General features: G+C 44.8%; 15 protein-coding genes. 14 read left to right on the top strand and 1 reads right to left on the bottom strand.

All coding sequences use genetic code 11. The features are described 5' to 3' along the window. Positions 1 to 17 precede the first annotated feature (17 nt). The 10 genes from FSB84_RS26920 to FSB84_RS26875 all read left to right on the top strand — a co-directional run bounded on the left by FSB84_RS26920 (position 18) and on the right by FSB84_RS26875 (position 15462). Positions 18 to 821, top strand: coding sequence for a helix-turn-helix domain-containing protein (locus tag FSB84_RS26920; protein WP_130540933.1), 804 nt, complete (start codon positions 18 to 20; stop codon positions 819 to 821). A 130-nt stretch (positions 822 to 951) separates the two neighbouring features. Continuing rightward, positions 952 to 1542, top strand: coding sequence for an RNA polymerase sigma factor (locus FSB84_RS26915; protein WP_317132465.1), 591 nt, complete (start codon positions 952 to 954; stop codon positions 1540 to 1542). Positions 1543 to 1569: 27 nt separating this feature from the next. Then, a complete protein-coding gene (locus FSB84_RS26910) occupies positions 1570 to 2757 on the top strand; it encodes a FecR family protein (protein ID WP_130540931.1) in 1188 nt (395 codons plus the stop codon). A 306-nt stretch (positions 2758 to 3063) separates the two neighbouring features. After that, entirely contained in the window at positions 3064 to 6744 is a 3681-nt protein-coding gene (locus tag FSB84_RS26905) for a SusC/RagA family TonB-linked outer membrane protein (RefSeq protein ID WP_158644142.1), read from the top strand. A 10-nt stretch (positions 6745 to 6754) separates the two neighbouring features. Then, a complete protein-coding gene (locus FSB84_RS26900) occupies positions 6755 to 8266 on the top strand; it encodes a RagB/SusD family nutrient uptake outer membrane protein (RefSeq protein WP_158644141.1) in 1512 nt (503 codons plus the stop codon). A gap of 34 nt (positions 8267 to 8300) precedes the next feature. Further along, positions 8301 to 9275: a hypothetical protein gene (locus FSB84_RS26895; RefSeq protein WP_130540928.1), complete on the top strand. Its 975-nt coding sequence runs from the start codon at positions 8301 to 8303 to the stop codon at positions 9273 to 9275. A gap of 140 nt (positions 9276 to 9415) precedes the next feature. After that, the gene (locus FSB84_RS26890) at positions 9416 to 10336 is read left to right on the top strand and encodes an ABC transporter ATP-binding protein (protein WP_130540927.1); all 921 of its coding nucleotides are present in this window, start codon (positions 9416 to 9418) and stop codon (positions 10334 to 10336) included. An 18-nt stretch (positions 10337 to 10354) separates the two neighbouring features. Beyond that, positions 10355 to 12697 (top strand): Gldg family protein, encoded by a 2343-nt coding sequence (locus FSB84_RS26885; RefSeq protein ID WP_130540926.1) that lies wholly within the window; start codon positions 10355 to 10357, stop codon positions 12695 to 12697. An 11-nt stretch (positions 12698 to 12708) separates the two neighbouring features. Beyond that, positions 12709 to 14013, top strand: a complete 1305-nt coding sequence (locus FSB84_RS26880; protein WP_130540925.1) for a MutS-related protein — start codon at positions 12709 to 12711, stop codon at positions 14011 to 14013. Positions 14014 to 14139: 126 nt separating this feature from the next. Continuing rightward, positions 14140 to 15462, top strand: coding sequence for a MutS-related protein (locus tag FSB84_RS26875; protein WP_130540924.1), 1323 nt, complete (start codon positions 14140 to 14142; stop codon positions 15460 to 15462). A gap of 118 nt (positions 15463 to 15580) precedes the next feature. On the opposite strand, the gene FSB84_RS26870 is transcribed toward FSB84_RS26875, so the two are convergent. Then, on the bottom strand, positions 15581 to 16024 hold the full coding sequence (locus FSB84_RS26870) for a lipocalin-like domain-containing protein (RefSeq protein WP_130540923.1): 444 nt from the start codon (positions 16022 to 16024) through the stop codon (positions 15581 to 15583). 300 nt (positions 16025 to 16324) lie between these two features. Here FSB84_RS26870 and FSB84_RS26865 point away from each other — a divergent pair, with 300 nt between their 5' ends. The 4 genes from FSB84_RS26865 to FSB84_RS26850 all read left to right on the top strand — a co-directional run bounded on the left by FSB84_RS26865 (position 16325) and on the right by FSB84_RS26850 (position 23111). Beyond that, positions 16325 to 16918 (top strand): RNA polymerase sigma factor, encoded by a 594-nt coding sequence (locus FSB84_RS26865; RefSeq protein ID WP_130540922.1) that lies wholly within the window; start codon positions 16325 to 16327, stop codon positions 16916 to 16918. 55 nt (positions 16919 to 16973) lie between these two features. Beyond that, positions 16974 to 18068 carry a FecR family protein gene (locus tag FSB84_RS26860; protein ID WP_130540921.1) on the top strand — a complete coding sequence of 365 codons (1095 nt, stop codon included), beginning with the start codon at positions 16974 to 16976 and terminating at the stop codon, positions 18066 to 18068. A gap of 218 nt (positions 18069 to 18286) precedes the next feature. After that, entirely contained in the window at positions 18287 to 21598 is a 3312-nt protein-coding gene (locus FSB84_RS26855) for a SusC/RagA family TonB-linked outer membrane protein (RefSeq protein WP_158644140.1), read from the top strand. A gap of 88 nt (positions 21599 to 21686) precedes the next feature. Continuing rightward, the gene (locus FSB84_RS26850) at positions 21687 to 23111 is read left to right on the top strand and encodes a RagB/SusD family nutrient uptake outer membrane protein (RefSeq protein ID WP_158644139.1); all 1425 of its coding nucleotides are present in this window, start codon (positions 21687 to 21689) and stop codon (positions 23109 to 23111) included. The last annotated feature ends 11 nt before the right edge of the window (positions 23112 to 23122 follow it).

Below are 23122 nucleotides of genomic sequence, written 5' to 3'. Positions count from 1 at the left end.
TTTTAGATATTTGTAATATGGCAGAAAGTAGCGAAATCATATTCGATAAATTGGTGTATTCCTGTGCATTTGAAAAATACAGAGGAGATGAAGAATTTATACCCGAGCATTTTTTGGGATTTCAAATGTCGGGCGAAACCCACGCTTTTTATGCGGATGGCAATACAGTTATTTCCGAAAATCAAATTATCCTGGTTAGAAAAAATCAACTTATCCGAACTGTCAAATATCCCGGAAAAGCGGGGAAATATCAATTTATCTCGATTTCGTTAGACAGTGAAACCCTTCGCCAGTATGCTTTGCAGAATAAAATAATCGTGGAAAACAGAAATAAGAACAAACAAAAACTGTTCTTTGAGCCAGATGAGTTCCTCAACGCTTATTTTCTTTCGCTTGGTCCATATATCAATAGAACGAAAGAAGCCACGCCCAAATTGGCAAACTTAAAAATCATGGAAGCGATTGAATTAATACTTCAAAGCAACCCTGATCTAAAAAACGTATTATTCGATTTTTCCGAACCTTACAAAATAGATTTGGATGATTTTATGAATCAAAATTATATGTTTAATGTTTCGGTGGAAGCATTCGCGAAACTTACGGGAAGAAGTGTTTCTGGCTTTAAACGAGATTTTGCCAAAACATTCAACACCACACCGAAACAATGGCTGAGAGAAAGACGCCTGGATGAAGCAATGTATCGCATCAAACAAAAAAAGGAAAAACCAGCGGATTTTTATCTCGATCTGGGGTTTGAGAATTTATCTCATTTTTATTTTACGTTCAAAAAAAAGTTTGGGTTAACCAGTTCCGAAATATGATCGGAGATGGATTTTTTTCAACAATTGCAGCCGCCCTTATTTTTTAACCCACAACTTTAGTTTTTTTCACTTCTAGGCTCATGTAGCATTTTTTCTTAGTTTGCGGGCACTATTATAATCTACCCCCCGGTTGCCAGGGTCCCTACCATACAATGAAGAGGAATTACTCCCTTTGATCGCGAATGCTGATAAGCAAGCTTTCGCGGTTTTTTATAATAGAATGTTTCCCGGGCTTTTCCATCTTTCCTATAAAATGCTCAACAGCAAAAGTGAAGCTGAAGATATCGTGGCCGATACTTTTGTCAAATTCTGGAAATCCCGTCACCAATTCACTTCTTTGCCTGAAACGGCTGCCTGGCTCAGGCGTACTACCAGGAATGCAACACTCGATCTGCTTAAGCACCAGCAGGTAAAAAGCCGGAAAGAAAGCGAAGTGGCCGCCATTAGCTATCCGCAGGAGGAATTTTCTGTAGCCGATATGTATGCAGAGCTCCTGCAGGAGATATACCACCAGATTGAACAATTACCACCCCGGGGAAAAGAGATCTTCAAGCTCAGGTATCTCGGGGGCTTCAGCAATGAAGAGATCGCGCAAAAGCTGGGCATCAATAATCAGTCTGTACGGGACCACCTGGCCCGTTCTCTCAAGACCCTGCGAATGGAGATCATAAAAAAGGAAAATCTTTTTTCTTTTTTTCTGGTTTTCATCAATACAAAATAATCCTTCAGTCGTTTTCTATTTACAATCATGAATGCTGCACAATACAATACAATAGTTTCACTATTAAAGAAACGCCTGCACGAGCCTTTGAACGCTGAAGAAACAGTGCTGCTGGAGCAATGGCTGGCTGAATCCGGTGAAAACCGGGAAATGGTGCAGAGACTGGATGATCCCGCAGTGATTGCGAGGGAACTGGCAGTTATAGCCGGGGCAGGGGAGTCTATTTATGCTAAAATACAGGATCAGATACCTGAGCTGGCAGCTCCATTGCCGGTATCAGCTCCTCCACAGATCCCATTCCTCAGAAGGGGCTTCATAAGGTATGCTGCTGCGGCCGTTGTATTGCTGGGCATCGGAACCTATGTATGGCTGGGCCGTCATCAGGAGCCAGCAACCCGGCAGGTTGTGTCGTCAATGAAAGATACATTGATTGTGCCGGGCAAATCAGGCGCCATCCTCACTTTGGCAGATGGCTCACAGATTGTGCTCGACAGCATCGGTAATGGCAGGCTGACTGAACAGAACGGATCGGAAGTGACGATGCAGAATGGCCGGCTCACCTATGATCCTGTAACAGAAAGCAAGGCAGCAACAGCATACAATACCATGACCACGCCAAGGGGAAGACAGTTTGAGATCACACTTCCCGATGGTACCCGCGTGTGGCTCAATGCAGCCAGCTCCATTCGTTATCCCACTGTCTTCAATGGTAAACACCGGAAAGTGGAGCTTGATGGAGAAGCCTATTTTGAGGTGAAGCAGAACGCGAAACAGCCATTCATTGTGAATGCACGTAACAAAGCAGCAATAGAAGTGCTCGGCACTGATTTCAATATCAGCGCCTATGATAACGATAAAAGCCTCAACACAACTCTGATCAATGGCAGTGTGAAAGTAAATGGTGTTGTGATCAAACCTGGTCAGCAGGCGCAGGTGACAGATATGGTTCGGGTGATCAGCAATGCGGATATCCCCAAAGTGATGGCCTGGCAGCGTGGACTTTTCAAATTTGAAGGCACTCCGCTGGAAGAAGTGATGAAGCAACTGGAACGCTGGTATGATATAGAAGTGGTGTATGAGAATGAAAGACCGGCCCTCCGGTTTGGCGGAGAGCTCTCCAGGAGTATGTCGCTCAAAGGCGTATTGAATGTGCTCGAACAATCGGGTATTCGTTACCGTTTGGAGGGCAGAAAGCTTATCGTGCTTCCAAAGTAGGGAGCATCAACAATTGTACGTTCAGATAATAACCATAGCAGACCTATCCTTCCATGAATGCTGGTGCAATTCCGGCTACCATTAACCTTCCTTTGTTTTCACCAGGCCAATAAAAAGCCGGAAGTGTTTGTTCCACTCCCGGCAGCAGTTTTATTGGCGCTAACGAGGCGATTAGTCCTACTATTAGTTCACCACCAAAACTTACCCAAAGGTATGCAAAAAACTGCTTCCGGGTCAGGTTCAAACCCGCTTGTGCCTAATTGCCAGCGGGGAAGACGAAGCCCCTTCACCAAAATTCTGCTGGTTATGAAACTAACCGCCCTGCTTTTGACCATCGTTTTCTTACAGGTGCATGCATCAGGGACTGCACAGAAAGTGACGATCTCCGGAAAAGACATTCCACTGAAGAATGTATTCACTGCCATCAAAGAACAAACAGGTTATTTGGTCTTCTACAATCAGGAGATACTGGATAATACAAAACCTGTTACACTCTCGGTGTACAATATGCCTTTGCAGGAACTGCTGCAACTGGTATTCAGCAACCAGCCTGTGAGCTTTGCCATCGAAGAAAAAACAGTTGTTCTTTCTTACCGGCCTGCTACCGTTTACAAAGATGCCCCTCCTGTGAGCGGTCGAATTGTGGATGCAGACAACCAGGCCATTTCCAATGTGAGCATACGCATCAGGGGAACCAAACGTGGCACTACTTCCGGCGCCAACGGGCAGTTTGCACTGGAGGTGAATGAAGATGAAATACTGGACATAACTGCTGTTGGTTTCACGCCCATTGCCCTGCGGCTCAATGGCGAAAAGTTCCGGGTAGTGACTGTTGAGCGATCACGCCAGCGGGACATTGATGAAAAGTTCAGCCAGCTGGTATTTCCCGAATCACAAAATGTGGTCATCAAAATGGCCCGCTCCAATGAAGTGCTGGATGAAGCTGTGATCTACAACGGTTATCAAAAGATCAAACAAAAATACCTGACGGGTTCTGTTACTTCCTTAAGAATGGATTCAGTGATGCAACCCGGACTGAACACGGTTGATAAGATGCTGGAAGGTCGGGTACCCGGACTTACTTTCATGCAGAATTCCGGGCAATCGGGCGCTGCCCCCAAATTACGTATCAGAGGAACTTCCACAATACTTGGTTCGCGCGAACCGCTTTGGGTGGTGGATGGAATCATCCGCACCAATCCAATCCCTATACCTGCTGACAGAATCAATGATCCGGATTTCGTAAATCTACTGGGCAATGCCATTTCCGGTTTAAATCCTTACGACATCGAGCAGATCGATGTATTGAAAGATGCAACAGCTGCGGCGTTATATGGCGTAAGGGCTGCCAATGGCGTGATCGTGATCACTACCAAGAGAGGAAAGCCCGGACCGCCAACCATTAACTACAATGTAACAGGAAGCTTCACTCGAAGGCCCCGTTACACAGACAGATCGATCTATATGATGGATTCCCGCGAGCGCGTGGAGCTTTCCCGCGAAATGATCCAGAAAAAAATGACTTTACGTGGCAGCGGCCTGGAAGCTTATGAAAAAGCTATTCTTGAATATTACGATGGAGTCATAGATTATAATACCTTCAAACAAAGGGTCGACAAAGCGGAAACTGTCAACACCGACTGGCTGGGAAACACGATGCAAGACGTATTGGCTACCAATCACACCCTCAGTATATCCGGAGGTAGCGCTTCGGCATCTTATCGCGCATCAGTAGGATACAATACAGAACCCGGAGTGATCAAAAAGGAAAACAATAAACGCCTGACTGGATCTTTGAACCTGCTTCTGAATTACAAAAAATTTAAAGCTGAGCTTTTTGTGCAGTTGAACCAGGGGAAACGAAGGTACACACCACAGGAAATCGGCTTGCTCAATTATGCTTACGGAACCAGCCGCGCCATTCCATTGTACAACGAAGATGGTTCATTGTATTACTACTCTACCATCAGCTCCAATACCTTCACTACGTCTTTCTATGATTCAAAAACAATGAATATAATCAACGAAATAAATCATACCGGAGAAACGATAGAGAACAGTGAATATACTGCAGGCGCTAATCTTGGATTTGAAATTTCAAAGGGTATTCAATTCAATTCAACGCTGGCTTACACAGGTGGAAATGCCGATCACCAAATCTGGTTTGAAGAAAATACGGAATGGGTAGCACAGATCAGAAATCCTTCTTACAATATCCTTACAAATATTTTTGAGCCAAACCGGGATTTGATACCTTTTGGTGGCGAGCTCCGTCAGCAAACAGTCAGGAGACAGAATTACACCATCAATGGCCGCCTGGATATCAGCAAATTTCTCGACCGTCAAAAAAAACATCAATTAACATCCGCTATCGGAGCTGAATTGATCTCCAACCGGAACAATTCATATGATCATATCAGAAGAGGATATTATCCAAACCGCGGAATGAGTTTTGCGGATATCGATCTGGCCAAATATATCACTTACAGGAACTGGCTGCGAAACAATGCATCGGGCACTATCACAGCAGATCTTCAGAACTCCATAAGAACCTTTCTGACTTCCACCTGGGTATTCAATGAACGTTATGTGATCACTGCTACTACCAGTCAGGAGTATTCGAATGCTTTCGGGTCCAGGAGCAATGAGAAATTCCTGCCCACCTGGGCATTATCCGGCAGATGGAATATGCAGGAAGACCTGCTACGAAATCTATCCTGGGTAGACTTTGCGGCACTGAGATTCTCTTACGGAACTCAAGGGAATATGTTACCAGGGCAATCGCCTAATGCGGTGATCAAAAAGGGGGCACTCGATAGTTATTATGGTTCCTTTAGCGCTGGCATGGTTTCATTTCCCAACCCGGACCTCAGCTGGGAAAAAAAGCATGACTACAATGGGAGTATCGAATTCTCGGTATTGAGCGGAAGGATCAGCGGCTCCCTGGGGTATTTCTACAGCAAAACCAACAATGCCTTTTTGAATAAAAAAGTATCAGCTGTAAATGGGTTAACTACCTACGTGGTAAATGGAGGGACTGTTGAGAACCAGGGCGTGGAAATCGGCCTTCATTTCAGAATCATCAACAATAAAGGAACAGAAAATAAAAATGGACTCTTATGGCGGTTCGATCCGCAGCTCGGACAGGTATTCAACAGGCTTATCAACAACAATCTCCAAACCCGCAATGTGCTGGTTGACCTCGCTGCCCTCACCTATACAGATTTCCTGAATGGCAAAGTGCCCGTCAATGGAAAATCGGTGAACACATTCTATTCTTATCGTTTTAAAACGCTGGATCCTACCCGTGGTTTTCCTGTATTTTATGGAGCAGAACCTGAAAATGCAGCAACACTTGCTTCTGAGTACAATAAGTTAACAAAAGAACAACTCTTCAATGTAGTGATGGTTGAGTCTGGTAGAAGGGAACCAGTATTACAGGGAGGGCTAACCAATACCTTCCTTTACAGAAATTGGTCGCTCAGTTTTACCCTCACCTATAGTCTCGGCAATAAAGTCCGTTTGATGCAGATCGCATCAGGTAATTATGGAACATACCGGCCCAGCTCCCAACAAAACCTGCGTAAAGAATTCGTAAACAGATGGCGTACCCCGGGAGATGAAAAGACTACCACTATTCCGGCAATCTCAGGAGACGCAGTGTTTCCCTGGTGGAGAAACAGTCCCACATTACTCAACATGTCTTTTGCCAACGATTATTACCAGATGTACGATTTCTCCGATCTGCGGGTAGTGAAAGGAGACTACCTGAAACTGCAGTACATATCCTTAGGTTATATGCTCCCGCGTGAAATCTGCAGTCAATGGCATATCAAAGGCGCTACCGTTCAACTGACAGGTTCCAATCTCTTTACCATTGCCAACAAAGCGCTGCGTGGTCAGGATCCATCACAATCCGGATCTGCGCCCAATATTAACCTTTCAATCAGACCAGTGTATGCGCTCAACTTCAATCTTAGTTTCTAAAAACAAGACCATGCATTCAACTACCAACAACATACTTGTTTCCTTGTTTTGCATACTATCCATCAGTGGCATATCCTGCAAAAAATTCCTTGCTTCCTATTCCCAGAATAAAAGTTTCATTGAAACAACTGCCGATCTCGATGAGCTACTGGTTGGAGAAGTATACAACAAGTTAGACAATTCTATTCCTGACATGTGGTTTACCATGGATGATGATGTGGAATTAGGAAAGCCCGAAAATGTCACCTACGATGGCCTGCGGACCATGAATACCGGATATTATTACTGGCAGCCTGATCCGGCAATAGATAACGAAGGGAATCCGATAAATAGTAATAGCATTTTTGCGGGACTATATGCCTGGATCGTGCGTATCAATACAATTCTTCACCTTATCCCCGACTTAAGAGAAAAGGGAGAACCTGCTACTGCATTGAACAGGATTTCCGGGGAAGCCCACTTTCTTCGGGCCTTCTATTATTTTATCCTGGTGAATACTTATGGAAAGCCATATAAGCCATCGACGGCAGCCAATGATTTTGGCGTTCCTTTAAAAACAGACCCTGCTATTAAGGATCAATTCGCTTCCCGCAGCAGCGTTCAGCAGGTATATGATCAGATTGTTGCTGACCTGCTGCTGGCTGAGCAGGAGTTGTCAGGCGCCAATACCACTTCTACCATCCGCCCCAATCAGGCAGCTGTACAGGCTTTGCTGAGCAGGGTGTATCTCTTCATGGAGAACTATGAGCAAGCAGTATTGTATGCCGGCAAAGTGATCAGCAACAATAAATACCGGTTGGTTGACCTCAACAATCATATCGCGGGAAACAATTTTCTCATCCGGAATGCTGATGAAGTTGTATTTACGATGGGAAAAGATCCATTCCCTGTTCTCATGAATATAAGCCAGGACGCTCCGGCAAATGGCTTCTACAGAATATCGGATGATCTTGCAGGCATCTATGCTCAGGAGGACCTTCGCCGTCAGGTATTCTTTATTCAAACCAGCAAAGGTTACCTGAAACTGGGAAAAAAGAGAAAAGATCTGAACGGTACCAACGACGATGTTTCTGCCATGTACCTTGTTCGTCTTTCCGAGGTTTACCTGAACAAAGCCGAAGCGCTTGCCGCACTCGGACAGTTTGAAGAAGCCCGGATCGCATTACAAGAATTGAGAAAGAGACGCTTCAAACCAGATGCACTTACACCTGTGACTTCAGAAGGGGCAGTGCTTATGAACGAGATCAGGGGTGAACGGAGAAAGGAACTTTGTTTTGAAACACATCGGTGGTTCGATCTGCGTCGCTATGGAGTAAACTCGAAATATCCGTTCAGCAAATCGATCAGGCACCGCACTTACACGTTTTCAGGTAGTGCGCATGTAGACTACGGATATTATGAACTGGGGCCTTATGAGCAGGACGCTGCAGCCTATATTGTACCCATTCCCAAAGATGAGATCGAATTCAATCAGGGATCGCTTACCAATGAACCAAGACCTGCACGCCCCCGTAAGCAATAACCCATTCCATCATTCATCCTAACTCCACAGTATCATGAAACAATTATTGCCACGAATACTACCAACGTCAACGATCACCTGCTGTCTGATTGCATTATTGCTTTCCGTTGTAAGTTGCCGCAAAGAAAATGCACTTGTTCCCAGCGATGAGGACGAAAACTATTTCGTTGTAAAAGACAATCCCAATGATCCGGTAGATCATGCAATCTATGAATTCTATAATGCCACCGGCATTGCCGGTTTCTGCAATGACACCATTCACCGGAAACATGTTGGTAACAACGAAGGACAACCGAAGTATACCTATATAACGCTGTCTTTATCCTATACCTTTTACAGCAAACAGAGCATTAATTTCAAACCTGTTTCAAACAAGAGCAGAATTCCGGCATTACTGCATTTGCTGAAACAGGAATTCCTTCCCGGATTACCCGAAAATTTTCAGATCCCAAGCCTCTTCTTTGTTGATTCTATCTGGACCCTCCACCCGGAACAGAACATTGATATAGCTGATGGCTGGACGTCCTTTCATGGGTTCAATACCGTGGCTATTTCCGTAAAAGATGTGGAGGCGATGAATGCAGACGAGCAAAGAATGTATTTATCATCGCTGCTTGCCGGACTGGCAGAAAGACGGCTGAAAAGGGATGCCTACCAGCATCTAAGCAGGGACTTTTTCAGCATCTCGAGAACTGCTGCCAAAGCAATGACTTCCACAGATATTTACTCTGGTACTCCATTCGTTCTCCTCGGAATCTATACGGTTCCTCCTGCTCAAAACCTGGGATTCATGAAGTATTTCAAAAATGCATTTGCCATCTGGATGGGCATGCCAGACCCGGTAGCTCCTCCGGGAGAATCGGAAGATCTCAGGGCTTTTCTCACAGCAGCTTTTTATTATACGCCACAGGAATTCGAAAGCATTAATGCAGGCAAAACGCTTATACTGAAAAAATTCAATGCCATCAGGGATATTGCCCTGAATGCGGGATTCCGGTTACCCGGATAAGCCCTCAACATTTTTTCTAAATCGATTAGAACAACAACTGGTCTTCGGACCAGCTGTAAGATCACCCCGGTTCAAAACAGGAAACTGTATTGACCAGGCCGGGTTATGCCTCTTCCACAAAAATTTATAAATACAGATGCATGATTTTAAAAACAGAAAACCTTTCTCACCGTTACGGCGCCAACTGGGCCATTCGCGATATCAATATAGAGATCGCGGATAACGGGATCATTGGCCTGCTTGGTTCCAATGGTGCAGGCAAGTCCACCACCATGAATATCATTTGTGGTGCACTTAACCAAACCGAAGGCAATGTATTCATCAACGGTGCCGATATCAGGAAGCAACCTGAACTCGCCAAGCAGTCTATTGGCTTCCTTCCTCAAAACCCTCCGGTATACCTGGACCTCACCGTGGATGAATACCTGACTTATACTGCTGAGTTACGGAAAATAGAAAGCCGCAAAGTAAAAGCTGCCGTAGCAGAGGCAAAAGAAAAGACCGGTATCACACATTTCAGCAAAAGGGTGATCAGGAATTTGTCAGGCGGTTACCGGCAACGGGTAGGTATATCCCAGGCCATTATCCATAAGCCAAAGCTCGTGGTGATGGATGAACCTACCAATGGTCTCGATCCCAATCAACTGATCGAAGCACGCAAACTGATCAGGGAGATTGCCCGGGAAAGAACGGTATTGCTTTCTTCTCATATCCTCTCTGAGATCCATCTGCTCTGCAGGGAAGTGATCATGATCGAATCGGGGAGGATAATATTTTCCGATTCGATGGATGCTTTCAATAATTATATGCAGCCTCAAAGTGTATTGGTACGATTTGCCAATCCTCCGCCTGTAATTGAATTGCAGCAGGTGCAGGGCATTACCAGGGCTGAATATCTTACCGATAAACAAGCCCGTATTTTTTTCGATGGAGAAGAAGACATCACTGAAAGGATCATAGTGGCTGGTGTGCAAAGAGACTGGCGCATCCGTGAAGTGAATCTTGAAAAAGGTCAGCTCGATGACATCTTCAAACAATTATCCACCCAAACCATTCAATAAGAATTAAAATAAATACGGATGAAAATGATATTTAAGATTGCCAGAACAGAGCTCTGGAATTTATTTTTCTCGCCGGTGGCCTGGTTTCTAACCCTGATTTTCGTGGTCATTTGTGCAGTCTTCTATACGGGATCGCTTGAGATGATGGCCAATTTTCAAGACTCATTCATGCGGACCAACCCTTCGTTCAAAGGGTTTGGGTCCCTTACCAAATCGATCTTCATGGGGCAGGGACAGCAAGGTTTTATTGGAAATATATTCAACAATCTCTACCTGTTTATTCCCCTGTTGACAATGGGATTGATCAACCGGGAATTTAATAACGGAACGGTGAAACTGCTCTATTCCTCCCCGGTAAAGCTCAGTCAGATCGTATGGGGAAAGTACCTGGCAATAATGGGTTACAATCTCTTGTTGATGTCGATCATGGCAGGATTCATGATCATCGGCGCTTTCAGTATCAAAAATATTGATGTTGGACATCTATGCGCAGGGATCATTGCTTTTTACCTGGTTGTTTGTGCCTATACGGCTATAGGCATGTTCATGAGCAGTATCACCAACTACCAGATCGTTGCAGCTATTGCCACTTTTATCCTGTTGTTTGTGTTGCAAAGAATTGGGGGATTGTGGCAGGAATATGATTTTGTGCGTGACCTCACCTGGTTCCTGAGTATCGAGGGTAGAGCTTACCGGATGTTGAAAGGACTGATCACCACCAGGGATGTTATGTACTATGCGCTTATCACCTATATGTTTGTTACATTCAGCTACCTGAGTTTACTGCATGGAAGAGAACTGGTATCGAGAGGTAAGAAAGCAGTCCGTTACCTGACAGTCTTCCTTTCGGTTATGGTAGCAGGTTATCTCACTTCCAGACCTGGATATATCGGATATTGGGATGGCACCAGGGACCAGGCAAATACGATTGCTGAGAAAACACAGAGCATCCTGAAAAACATGCAGGATGAACCCCTGGAAGTTACATTGTATACCAATCTGCTGGATCCGGGCATGGGTTTTAGAAGAACACGTCCGGACAAACGCAACGACTATATCTGGAATTTTTGGGACCAGTATGTTCGCTTTAAACCCAATATCAAATTCAATTATGTTTTGTATTATGATGTGATGGATGGGGATAATGGTATTTATAAACGAATGCCGGGAATGAGCCTTGATTCAATTGCCAGGGAATATGCCAAAATGTTTGAAACCAATATCAACAGGTATCTTCCTCCAAAAGAGATCAGAAAAAAGATCGACTTACAACCGGAAATGTTAAGGGCAGTGATGCAATTAAAGTACAAAGGGAAGACAATCTTTTTGCGGAATTATGAGGACCCAAACTACTGGCCCGGGCAGGATCATGTTGCTGCCGCGTTGAAAAGACTATCGAATGATACCATTCCAAAAATTTATGCTACTACCGGCAACCTGGAGCGCGACATATACAAAACAGGAGAACGGGAATTCTTTGGCTATTCAATCAAAAAATTGAGCAGAATGGCACTGATCAATCACGGCTTCGAATTCGACAGTCTGAACCTGAATTTTCAAAACATACCGGCTGATGCCAGCGCACTTGTGTTGGCTGATCCCAAAGTGGTGCTTAATGATACGGTGACTGAGCGGTTAAAGCAATTTATCAATACCGGAGGGAATCTATTGATATTGGGTGAACCCGGTAAACAATATGTACTGAACCCGCTGGTAAAGCAAGTAGGCGTATCATTGATGCCAGGTACCCTCGTACAAATTTCAAAGAATGAGACACCGGACAAAATAACTCCTTATTTAACCATGGACCATTCCTGGCTTCTGAAGGAAAACAAAAGTTTCAGCCAGGGAATCAGAACGTTTTTCCAGAAGGGTGATTCGGTTAAAGCACTTCATCCCGGCGCTACGGCCCTTTCGTTTGTTGACAGTAGCTTTACCGTTTCCCGGTTGATGGTAACTGGTCCAAAAGGATTGGTCTGGGCAAAAGCAGGGCGTTTGGTGACCGACTCAGCAGCCCCGGTATTTGTTGCCAGTGAAGGGGATTATAAATCAGATTCTTTTACTGTAGCCCTGGCCTTAAGCAGGCAGTACGAAAAAAAAGAACAAAGAATTACTATCGTGGGGGATGCTGATTTTATGTCGAGCCTGAGAGGTGGCACGCATGGGTTTGGAAATAATTATCTGAGCTGGCTGAATTATGAATCCTTTCCTATCACACTCGAGATTATTCCGGCTACCGATACATTACTGATCATTAGCCTAAGAGCCGCTCAGATACAAAAGATCATTCTCTTATGGATCCTGCCCGCCGCTGTATTGGTCCTCGGTTCCGTAATCCTTCTCAGACGTAAACGACAATAATCCATTATATCATGTACCTGTTAACGGATGAACAAACGATCGAAGATCTGCGGATCTTCGGCAAGCGAGACAGTCAAGGTTTATTCGATCTCTACAATTATTCAAATACCCGCGGCGCAGAAACTGTGTTGAAGGAAATGTTCACCAAACCATTGAGTGATCAGCAGGAGATCAACCGGAGAAGCAATATCATCAAATATTTCTCAGGCATGGATATGCAGTTCCCTTTTGAAGGAGCCTTATTCGATATGGCGGAAAAATACCTGATAGCAGCTGATGAACAAAAAAAGCAGGGAATGCAACATTCAGTGCTCAGTGAAAAAGAGATCAGCCATGGTGTAACGGCGCTGATCACACTGGTTCAACAGATCAAAGCATTCATTGAAAAGAAGGAAATCATAGCCATGGAGTCCTGGTCAAAGGAAAGGGAGGTGATTGCCTCCCTACTCCTTGACCCTGCTTTTGAACCGGTAATGCGTGAACAGGGCAAAGCAAAATTGAGCTATGCAGCCATCACAGCTTACGATCTCCTGTTCCGGCATCGGGAAAGAAATAAAATTGAACAATTGCTGGCGCAGATATATCAGTTGGATGTGTACCTGTCAGTTGCCAAAGTAGCGCGTGATAAGAATTTCGTATTTCCCAGGGCGTTAGAGAAAGGCAAGAGCATTCTTCGGCTTAAGGGTGTTTATCACCCGGAGCTGGCAAAACCCGTGAGCAATGATTTTGGCATGAGTCCCAAACAAAATGCGGTCTTTCTTACTGGTGCGAATATGGCGGGAAAATCAACCTTCCTGCGCTCTGTGAGCACAGCGGTATATGTGGCGCATATTGGCTTTCCGGTGGCGGCAGAGGAAATGGAATTCTCTGTATTGGATGGCATTTATACTACCATCAATTTGCCGGACAATCTCGGTATCGGCGCCAGCCATTTTTATGCAGAGGTATTGCGGGTGAAGAAAGTGGCGGCAGAGCTTCAGGCCAACAAATCCCTCTTCATCATTTTTGATGAAATGTTCCGGGGCACCAATGTGAAAGATGCGCATGAAGCTACAGTGGAGATCACAATTGCCTTTGCAGCAAAGAGGAACAGCATGTTCATCATCTCTTCACATATTGTGGAAGCGGGAGAACGCTTGCAGCAGGTTCCCAATATTGGATTCCAATTCCTGCCTACCCGAATGAATGGCAATGTACCCGAATATACCTATACGTTAGAGCGCGGCATTACTGCTGATCGTCACGGCATGATCATCATTCGTAATGAAGGCATTCTGGAAACATTGAAGAATGGCCGCAAGCGGGCAGTTCAATAAATTGTCGGAGTGCCGCAGTCGCTCGCCTCCGGCGAGTGACCACTATTTTGTCGCCGGAGGCGAACTAACAAAAGTCACTCGCCGGGAGTCAAGCGACTGGGCACACGCTGATTAAATACTACAATAATGCAATTCAATACAGATAAACAAACGGTGGATGAACTGAACCTGCTGGGAAAATTCAGGCAGGGATCGGTATACCATCTGTTCAATGAAGTCAAGACCCGGGGAGGAGAACAGCTGCTGGGCAATATGTTCCGGAATCCTCTGTTGGACGCAGGAAGTATTAACCAGCGCAGTAAGGTTTTCAGTTTCTTTCAGCAATCGAACCTGAGCTTTTCCTTCGATGTGCAGCAACTGAACATCATGCGGGAATACCTGGATGCAGGCACCGGAAAAAATGCTTTCGCCACCGCCAGCAGCATGATCATCCAGAAACTACTCAGCAAGCTCACACGCGATGAGCGGTACAAGAAATATGTGCAGGGGCTGCAGGCTACCATCGTTACGCTGAACCGTTGCCACGGCATGCTGGAATTGTTGCAACAATTAAAGAGCCCATTGGATAGCCGCGTCAATCAGCTGCTACAGTTGCTTTCTGACAAACAGCTGGAAAAATTGCGCAATACCGATATCTACCAAGACCTGCCGGTAGGCATTCTTGCTCAATATGACCACTTGCTGAAAAGTCGTTTGCCGGAAGAGATGGAAGGCCTTCTGCAATTCATTTACGAACTGGACCTGTACATTGCCGTTAGTAATGTTGCTCGTAAGAAGGGATTCACCTATGCAAAGGCTTTGCCGGCTGAGATGAATATTTTACAGGCATCCAAACTGGCGCACCCCTGCATTGATAAAGCAATCGGAAATGATATCCTGATGCATGAGAATACCAATGTGATCTTTCTCACCGGCGCAAACATGGCGGGGAAGTCCACCCTGATGAAATCAATCGGCATTGGCATCTACCTCGCGCATATGGGGTTTCCGGTAGCAGCAAAGCAGTTTGAATTTTCCGTGCGTGAAGGGATGTTTTCCTCTATTAACGTAGCTGACAATATCGGTCTTGGTTACAGCCATTTCTATGCAGAAGTAGTGCGCGTAAAACAAGCAGCCGATGCGGCCGCCAGTGGCAAAAGATTACTATTGATGTTTGATGAACTGTTCAAAGGCACCAATGTGAAAGATGCTTATGATGGAACCCTGGCAGTAACGGAAGCCTTTGCTGAATACCATAATTGCCTTTTCATTGTGAGTACCCATATCATCGAAGTAGGCGAAGCATTGAAAGAAACAGAGAATATCCAATTCAGGTTCATGCCTACCATCATGGATGGCGTCAGGCCACGCTATACCTATTTGCTCGAGGAAGGCATTACCGAAGACAGACAAGGCATGATGATCATAAAGAACGAAGGAATACTCGAAATGCTCAGAAGTACCTCCTGAATTGTCTGGTGATCAATTAGTCTATAGAAAGTCTGCAAAATCAATCATTGCAGGCTTTTTTATATCAGTAATCAGCGAAAACTGTCTCAAAACTTTTAGACTTTTTTCCTTTTTTATTCTACAGTCTGGCAAAAGTGACAGTATTGATTACTGATTTATCACCGTCAGGAACCGTTAGTTCGAGTACCAATTCTGAACCTTCGTTCTTAATGATTTTGTATTCATTTAATTGAATGCCGCCAGCAATGATTGTGAGTTTATTTTCATTAAGGTACCAGGCGCCGGTTGCAGGTTCTGTACCCTCGCAAATTTCTTTTGTAAATGTAATGGCAATTAGTTCGTCTGCCGTCAGTTCAATCGTTTGATCACGAGTGCATTCATGTAGCTGGTCGTATACAGGAGTTACAACTTCACCTGATTTGCTTGTAAAGTTGACTAGTTTGTACTTGCCAATCAAGGCATTATTGGCATTGTCGTTCTTGTCTTTTTTACAACCTGCGAATACCGATAAGATCGCCACAAAAACGAGGATAAGCTTCAGTGCTGGCCTGTGCTTTTTCATGTTAGATTTTTTAGAATAAAGGGCATATCCCAATTTAACCAATAATTTCCGGATTTACCCTGTATTTCCCTTTTGGTAGTGGCAAGTTCTTTATCCTGGCTTAATAACATATTTTGTTACGCAGGGTGTTTCTTACAGAATTTATTATCGATGATCAGTGGGTGCGTTTTGAACCGGGCAGCAATCATCCGGCCGGGTCTTCCTCCTCCCAATAATTTTTCCTCAAATACAATTTTTACGATAGTTTGCGCTGGTATTCAATGAACGTAGTCCAAATCACTACCAAACTATCTAAATTGTATGTCGCCCGGCAATCCACCGTATGAAGAAAGGGAGTTACTCCTGCGTATTGCTGCGGGCGATGAGGCTGCTTTCCGGCAGATCTACCATACATATGAGGACTTATTGATGCCCTATTTGACAGAGCTTACCAAATCCAATCACATAGCGGAAGATATTGTACAGGAAACCATGTTACGCTTATGGCTGAACAGGGAACATATCAGTACGCTTGAGCATCCCCGCGCTTATATTTATCGAATGGCGGGTAATTGCGCATTCAGTTGGCTGAAGAGCAGGATGATCAGAAAGCGGGTAGAGCAAGATAAAGCTTCACTGGAGTTGACCGTCGCTACAGAAGTAGCAACTGATCTGTCTTTTCAGACCATTACCCGCATCGTACAGCAAACCATCCGGGAGATGCCTGCCCAGCGAAGCCGCATTTATACTATGAACCGGGAGCAGGGCCTGAAACCCGCCGATATCGCTAAAGCGCTGCACATTTCAGTCAGTACCGTCAACAACACATTGTACCAGGCCATCAAAACCATCCGTGAAGCCATAGAAAAAGCAGGTTATTATCTTCCTGTGTGGCTGATTTTGTTTTTTTTCTAAAATATTTCATTTCCAATAGGCATTTCCTTGCTGGTAGCAGTTATATATACGGAACATGGAACAAAACACATCGATACCAGGTTTATTGAAGCGATTTACGGAAGGTCAGCTCACTGAGCAGGATGAATTGTATTTATCAGAACTCATGAAGGATCCTGAAAGCGCCGAAGCTATTAAAAAGACCCTTGCTGATTTGATCGAAAGCCGTGCTGGTAATGAAGTGCTTTTCATGCACAACCCTGCACGGGTTGATGCTATTCTTGCCATGGATAAAGGGGCTGATAGCCATACCATTCCTGTTCATCGTGTTCATTTTATGCGCAGATGGGGCTGGGTGGCTGCCGCTATTGTTTTTGCAATTGGATTGGGCGTTTTCTACTTCAGTAACCAAACAGCGTCATCACCACAAATTGTACATCAACCAAAAGCTCAGGATTTTTCTCCCGGCAGCAATAAAGCAATCTGGATTTTGGCAGATGGGAAAAAAATAGAGCTGGATAGTACCGTGCTGGATATGACTTCAAAGAAAGAACCAGTAGCTAAAGGTTATAATGAACTTCAAACACCACGTGGAGGCCAGTATCAGTTGATCTTGCCCGATGGATCGAAAGCACTGCTGAATGCAGCCTCCTCCATAAAATATCCTGTTGTTTTTGATGGAGAAGAAAGAAGGGTAGAGGTAACCGGTGAAGTGTATTTTGAAGTGGCAAAAGATGTAAAGAAACCTTTTAAAGTGTCTGGTGGCGGACAGGAAACAGAAGTATTGGGCACAACTTTCAATATCAACATATACAATGATGAGCCTACTCTTAAAGTCTCTTTGATAGAAGGCTCCATTAAAGTAAATAACACGCTGTTGAAACCAGGACAGGCATATACCAACAAAGGAATTATTGCTGCCAACCTGGAACAGGACCTTGCCTGGAAAAACGGCGCTTTTAATTTTGACAACCTTACCTTACAGGAAGCCATGCGACAACTGGAACGCTGGTATGATATCGAAGTCGTTTATAAAAATGGCATTCCTGATATTCCCTTCAGCGGCAAGATCAGCCGCAACTTATCCCTTGATGAATTATTAAAAACTCTCGCTGGAACAGACCTTCAATTTACCATCGAAGACGATCGAAAAATTATCATCACAAAATAATATAGCCATGAATTCCTGATAGTATGTTCAACAAAACAAAACCGGAAGTGGTGGTACACTTCCGGCTGATGTTTAATTGATTTAAAACTCGCTTCGTAACGATTTTTTACAACCAAACACTGCAATGTATGCAAAAAATGGCTAATAATAGCCAGGGCCGGCGCTATGCATTACCGCCTGTTCCATGGATACCAGAACAAATACTGCGAATTATGAGAATGGCCTGTTTTTTAATGACTGTAGTTTGTTTGCAGCTGGCTGCGAAAACTTTGTCGCAAACAGTTAGTTTCTCTGGTAAGAACGTTTCATTGAAAGAAGCGTTGACTGCTGTGGAAAAACAAACCGGTTATTTTATTTTTTATAGCGATAAAAATGTTTTGGCTGAAGCGAAGCCGGTTTCTTTATCGGTGAAAGATATGCCATTGAAAACATTCCTGGATGCAGTGATGAAAGAACAGAATATCGCTTATGAAATCAAGAACAAAACAATTGTTGTAAGAACTGAGAAGAGATTTGTTGATGAAGAAAGAATATTGCTTCCCCGGTCTATCATGATCAGGGTTACTGATCAGGAAGGTGGCCCTCTCTTCCGTGCATCGGTAACCAACAGAACTACAAAGTTTGCAGGATTGACCAATGAAATGGGGAGTATCAACCTGTCTGTTAACCTGGGAGATATTTTAGTGGTCAGTTATATCGGTTTCGAAACATTTACCCATACAGTGAAGGATACGAGCCATTATTTGCCGGTCAGGCTGAAACTCAGCCGCAATCAGCTGGATGAAATCGTCTACACTGCCTATGGAAAAACCAGCAAAAGACTCGCTACCGGTGATATTGTGAAAGTAACAGGAGAAGAAATTCAACGGCAGCCTGTAATGAATCCAATACTTGCATTGTCAGGGAAAGTTCCGGGCCTGATGGTTGCACAAACTACAGGGTATGCCAGCAGTCCGGTAAAAGTGCTGTTGAGGGGGCAATTGAATCTGAACAATAGCGTCAATTCAGAACCCTTATATGTTATCGACGGGGCGCCGCTTTCCGTGATCAATGCTAGCGGGAGCTACCTGATGGGCAACCAGGGTTATGATCAGGCTGATCCGCTCTGGACAAACACGCCAACAAGAGGACTGAGTCCCCTTTTCAGTATCAATCCTATGGATATCGAAAGCATCGAAGTATTGAAAGATGCAGACGCGATTGCCATCTACGGAGCACAGGGCGCCAATGGAGCAATACTGATCAAAACCAAATCCGGAAAATCGGGCCCGCTACAGGTATCCCTATCCGTTAGAGGGGGATTTACCAGGGCGATGAACCGGATCGACTACCTGAGCACACCTGAATACCTGGAAATGCGCCGGCAGGCATTCAAGAACGACGGCGTAACCCCAACTCCCATTACTGCTCCTGATCTGTTTCTTTGGGATACTACCCGAAATGTAGACTGGCAGAAAGAATTGTTTGGAAAAACAGGAGCAAGAACGGATTACGATATTTCCATGTCAGGGGGGAATCAGCAATTCAACTTCAGGGCAAGTGCCGGCTACGGAAGAGTAACGGATATCTCCACGGTTTCCGGGGCCACTCAAAGACTAATGCTGAATACATCTACCTCCTATAATAGCCAGAACAAAAAACTGACGATTTCCCTGATAGCGGGTTGGAGCAATTCCAATGCTAACCCCAGAACGATACCGGCAGATATCATGCTGCCCCCTAATGCACCACCCGTCTACAATGAAGCAGGAAAACTGAACTGGTCGGGCTGGTTGGATGGACAGGATCCACGATTTACCAAGATCCCGTTTCCGTTCGGATCACTGGAAACATCTTACGAAAGCAGATCTTCCAGTTCGAATATCAATCTCTCCATAAGATATAATATCCTGAAAGGACTGAACCTGAATACCCTCCTTAGCTATAATGAGTTTCATGGTCAGGCCAATAATCAAATGCCCATGTCTTCCCAGAATCCCCTGAACGCACCCAAGGGCAGTGCAGGTTTCACCTTTTCAGAAGGAAGAGGCTCCACCATTGAACCGGTATTGAATTATGTAAACCATTTAGGCCCTGGAACCATCGATGTGAAAATGGGAGGCTCCATCAAATACGCAATGGCTATCAGTAATGCTACTTACGGTACCGGGTATACGAATGATGATCTGCTTAATTTGATGAGCGCCGCAGCATCATTGAGGGGCGATAATAAACGCGCGGAGCAAAAATTCGCCGGAATTTTTGGCATCCTTAATTATACCATCGCCAATAAATATGTTATCAACCTGAATGCCCGAAGGGATGGTTCTTCCAGGTTCGGTCCCGGTAAAAGATATGGCAATTTCGGATCGGTAGGAGCAGCCTGGATCGTTTCAGATGAGCAATGGTTCAAATCTGCAATACCTGCATCGGTCAGTTTTGTAAAACTGCGTGGTAGTTATGGAGTAGTGGGCAGCGACGGTGTAGGCGATTACCAATATATTTCCCAGTGGAATCCCGGAACTCCTGCCTTGTATTCCTATGGAGGAATAACACCACTGAAAAATCTCTATGCAATGAATCCATTATTCCAGTGGCAGGAAGCAAAAAAACTTTCTGCAACGCTGGAACTGGGATTCTTCAAAGATCAGCAACTGAATTTGAATATTACTTACTATCGGGATCGTATGGACAACCAGCTGGTCCAGTTCCCAATTCCCTGGATCACCGGATTCGATAAGGTAACGGCCAATTCGCCGGCATTGGTGCAGAATGCAGGATGGGAAGTACAACTCAATGCCAGGCTCCTCAATACATCAACTATAAACTGGTCGGGCAGTTTCAATGTTTCACTGAACCGGAATAAACTTGTGGCCTATCCCAATTTCGAAAGTTCTCCCTACAGAGCGCTTTACCAGATTGGCCGTCCCCTTACCATCATGCCACTGTTACATTATACGGGCGTAGACCCGCTTACAGGTGATATGTCGTATCAGGACCGGAATCATGATGGTGCAATAAATGTTGACCGTGCACTTCCGCCGGGATCGATGTTTGATGACAGGTATTGGTTAGACCTTACGCCCGAGTATTACGGTGGTTTTTCTTCTGACCTGAGGTACAAATCATGGTCTTTGAATGTACTGTTCACCTACAACAAAGCGATGGTGAGAAATCCGGTTTGGTCATTCCTCACTTTAGGCAGGTTAAATAACATGCCGGTATCGGTGTATGAGCAGGTTTGGAAAAAGCCGGGTGATATCGCAGCCTATCCCAGGCTGATGACCATGTCCTCTCCATCGGGCGCTCTTTTTTCGGAGTCAGACGGACAATATGTAAAGGCATTCTATGTGAGCTGTCAGAATCTTTCATTGCAATATACGCTCAATGAACAGTTGGTGAAGAAACTCAGAATGAAAGCCTGTCGTGTTTCTATACAAACACAGGAGCTTTTCAGCATTGCATTGTCCGGACAATACAGGCCCGGCGCGCCCATGTTCGGTCTGCCAATTCCGAAGACCATCACTGCCAATCTAAACGTTAACTTCTGATCAATCGAAAACCATGGTTACTCTATTAATAGCAAATATGTTTTTGGGCAGGTGCAGAAAAATATACCTGTTGGTTCAACAGCATACGATGAAGGCTGCAGCCTTCATTTTAATATGCTTCCTTGGTAGTTGCGAAAAACTCGTGGAAATCCCTGACTCCATCAATGCGGTCACCACAGAGAAAGTATTCAGTGACGACAATAGCGCCACTGCTGCATTGATGGGTGTTTATTCGCAAATGATCAACGGAGGCGCAATACAGCAATTCAGTTGCGGGCTGGCAACCATCCTCGGAAGTTATTCTTCGGATGATTTGAGAGGGGAAGCAGATGATTTTGTAGCAATGAATAAACTGACGGCATTGCTGGCTGACAATACGAATATTCCTAAATTATGGGTTTCTTCTTATTCAATTGGTGTATATGGAGCCAACGCAGTACTGGAAGGGATCGGGGCTTCAGCTACTTTGTCCCGGTCGGTGAAAGAGCAACTGGAAGGAGAAGCCAAATTCATCAGAGCATTCAGTTATTTCTATCTCACCAATTTTTTTGGAGATGTGCCACTGGTATTGACAACCGATTTCAATCAGTCGGCCACCATGCCCAGAACCGCACAGACATTGGTATATAAGCAGATCATTCAGGATCTGAAAGACGCGCAGCAACTGCTGCCCGATAATTACAATATCAATAACGGCTTGCGCATACGGGCCAATAAATGGGCTGCTACTGCCTTGCTGGCAAGAGCCTATCTGTATACAGGTGATTTTACGAATGCTGCGTTACAGGCAGACGCTGTAATAAAGAACAATACTTTATTTTCTTTGCCAACAGACCTCAATACTGTTTTTGCTGTCAATAGCAAAGAAGCCATCTGGCAGTTGCAGCAAAACAATGGTACCCCACTTGGAAATGCTACTCCGGAAGGAATGTATTTCATGTCGGCTTTCTTTGTACCCGGTGGGGCCGGAACAATCTCTTCCGGCAGTTTGTCTGATCAGTTATTGTCGGCTTTTGAGGAAGATGATAAACGCCGCGCGTCCTGGGTAACGTATATGTATAGTGGTAATGATACCACCTGGTATCCTTTTAAATATAAGACCGGAACTTATAACCGGGTCATTGGAGCACCACTCACTGAACACTATATGGCGCTGCGGCTCGCAGAGCAATACCTGATCAGGGCCGAAGCTGCCAGTAAGGGAGCAGCTGAAGGAAGAACCACAGCCATCGCTGATATCAATGAGATCCGGAAACGGGCAGGGGTTCCGCTCCTTGAAAATACCATCGATGATACACAGCTTCAGATAGCAATCGAAAAGGAATGGCAAACGGAATATTTCTGTGAATGGGGGCATCGCTGGCTGAACCTGAAACGCACTGGCCGTGCACCATCGGTGTTATCGCAGATACCCAATAAACAACCCTGGGCAGGAGATCATCAATTGCTATATCCCATACCCAGTTCAGAGCGCATCAACAATCCTTTCCTTTCCCAGAACAAAGATTATTAACTCATTTAAAA

This window comes from Pseudobacter ginsenosidimutans (assembly GCF_007970185.1).
In the GTDB taxonomy this organism is placed as follows: domain Bacteria; phylum Bacteroidota; class Bacteroidia; order Chitinophagales; family Chitinophagaceae; genus Pseudobacter; species Pseudobacter ginsenosidimutans.
This window is presented reverse-complemented; position numbering and strand designations above follow the sequence as displayed.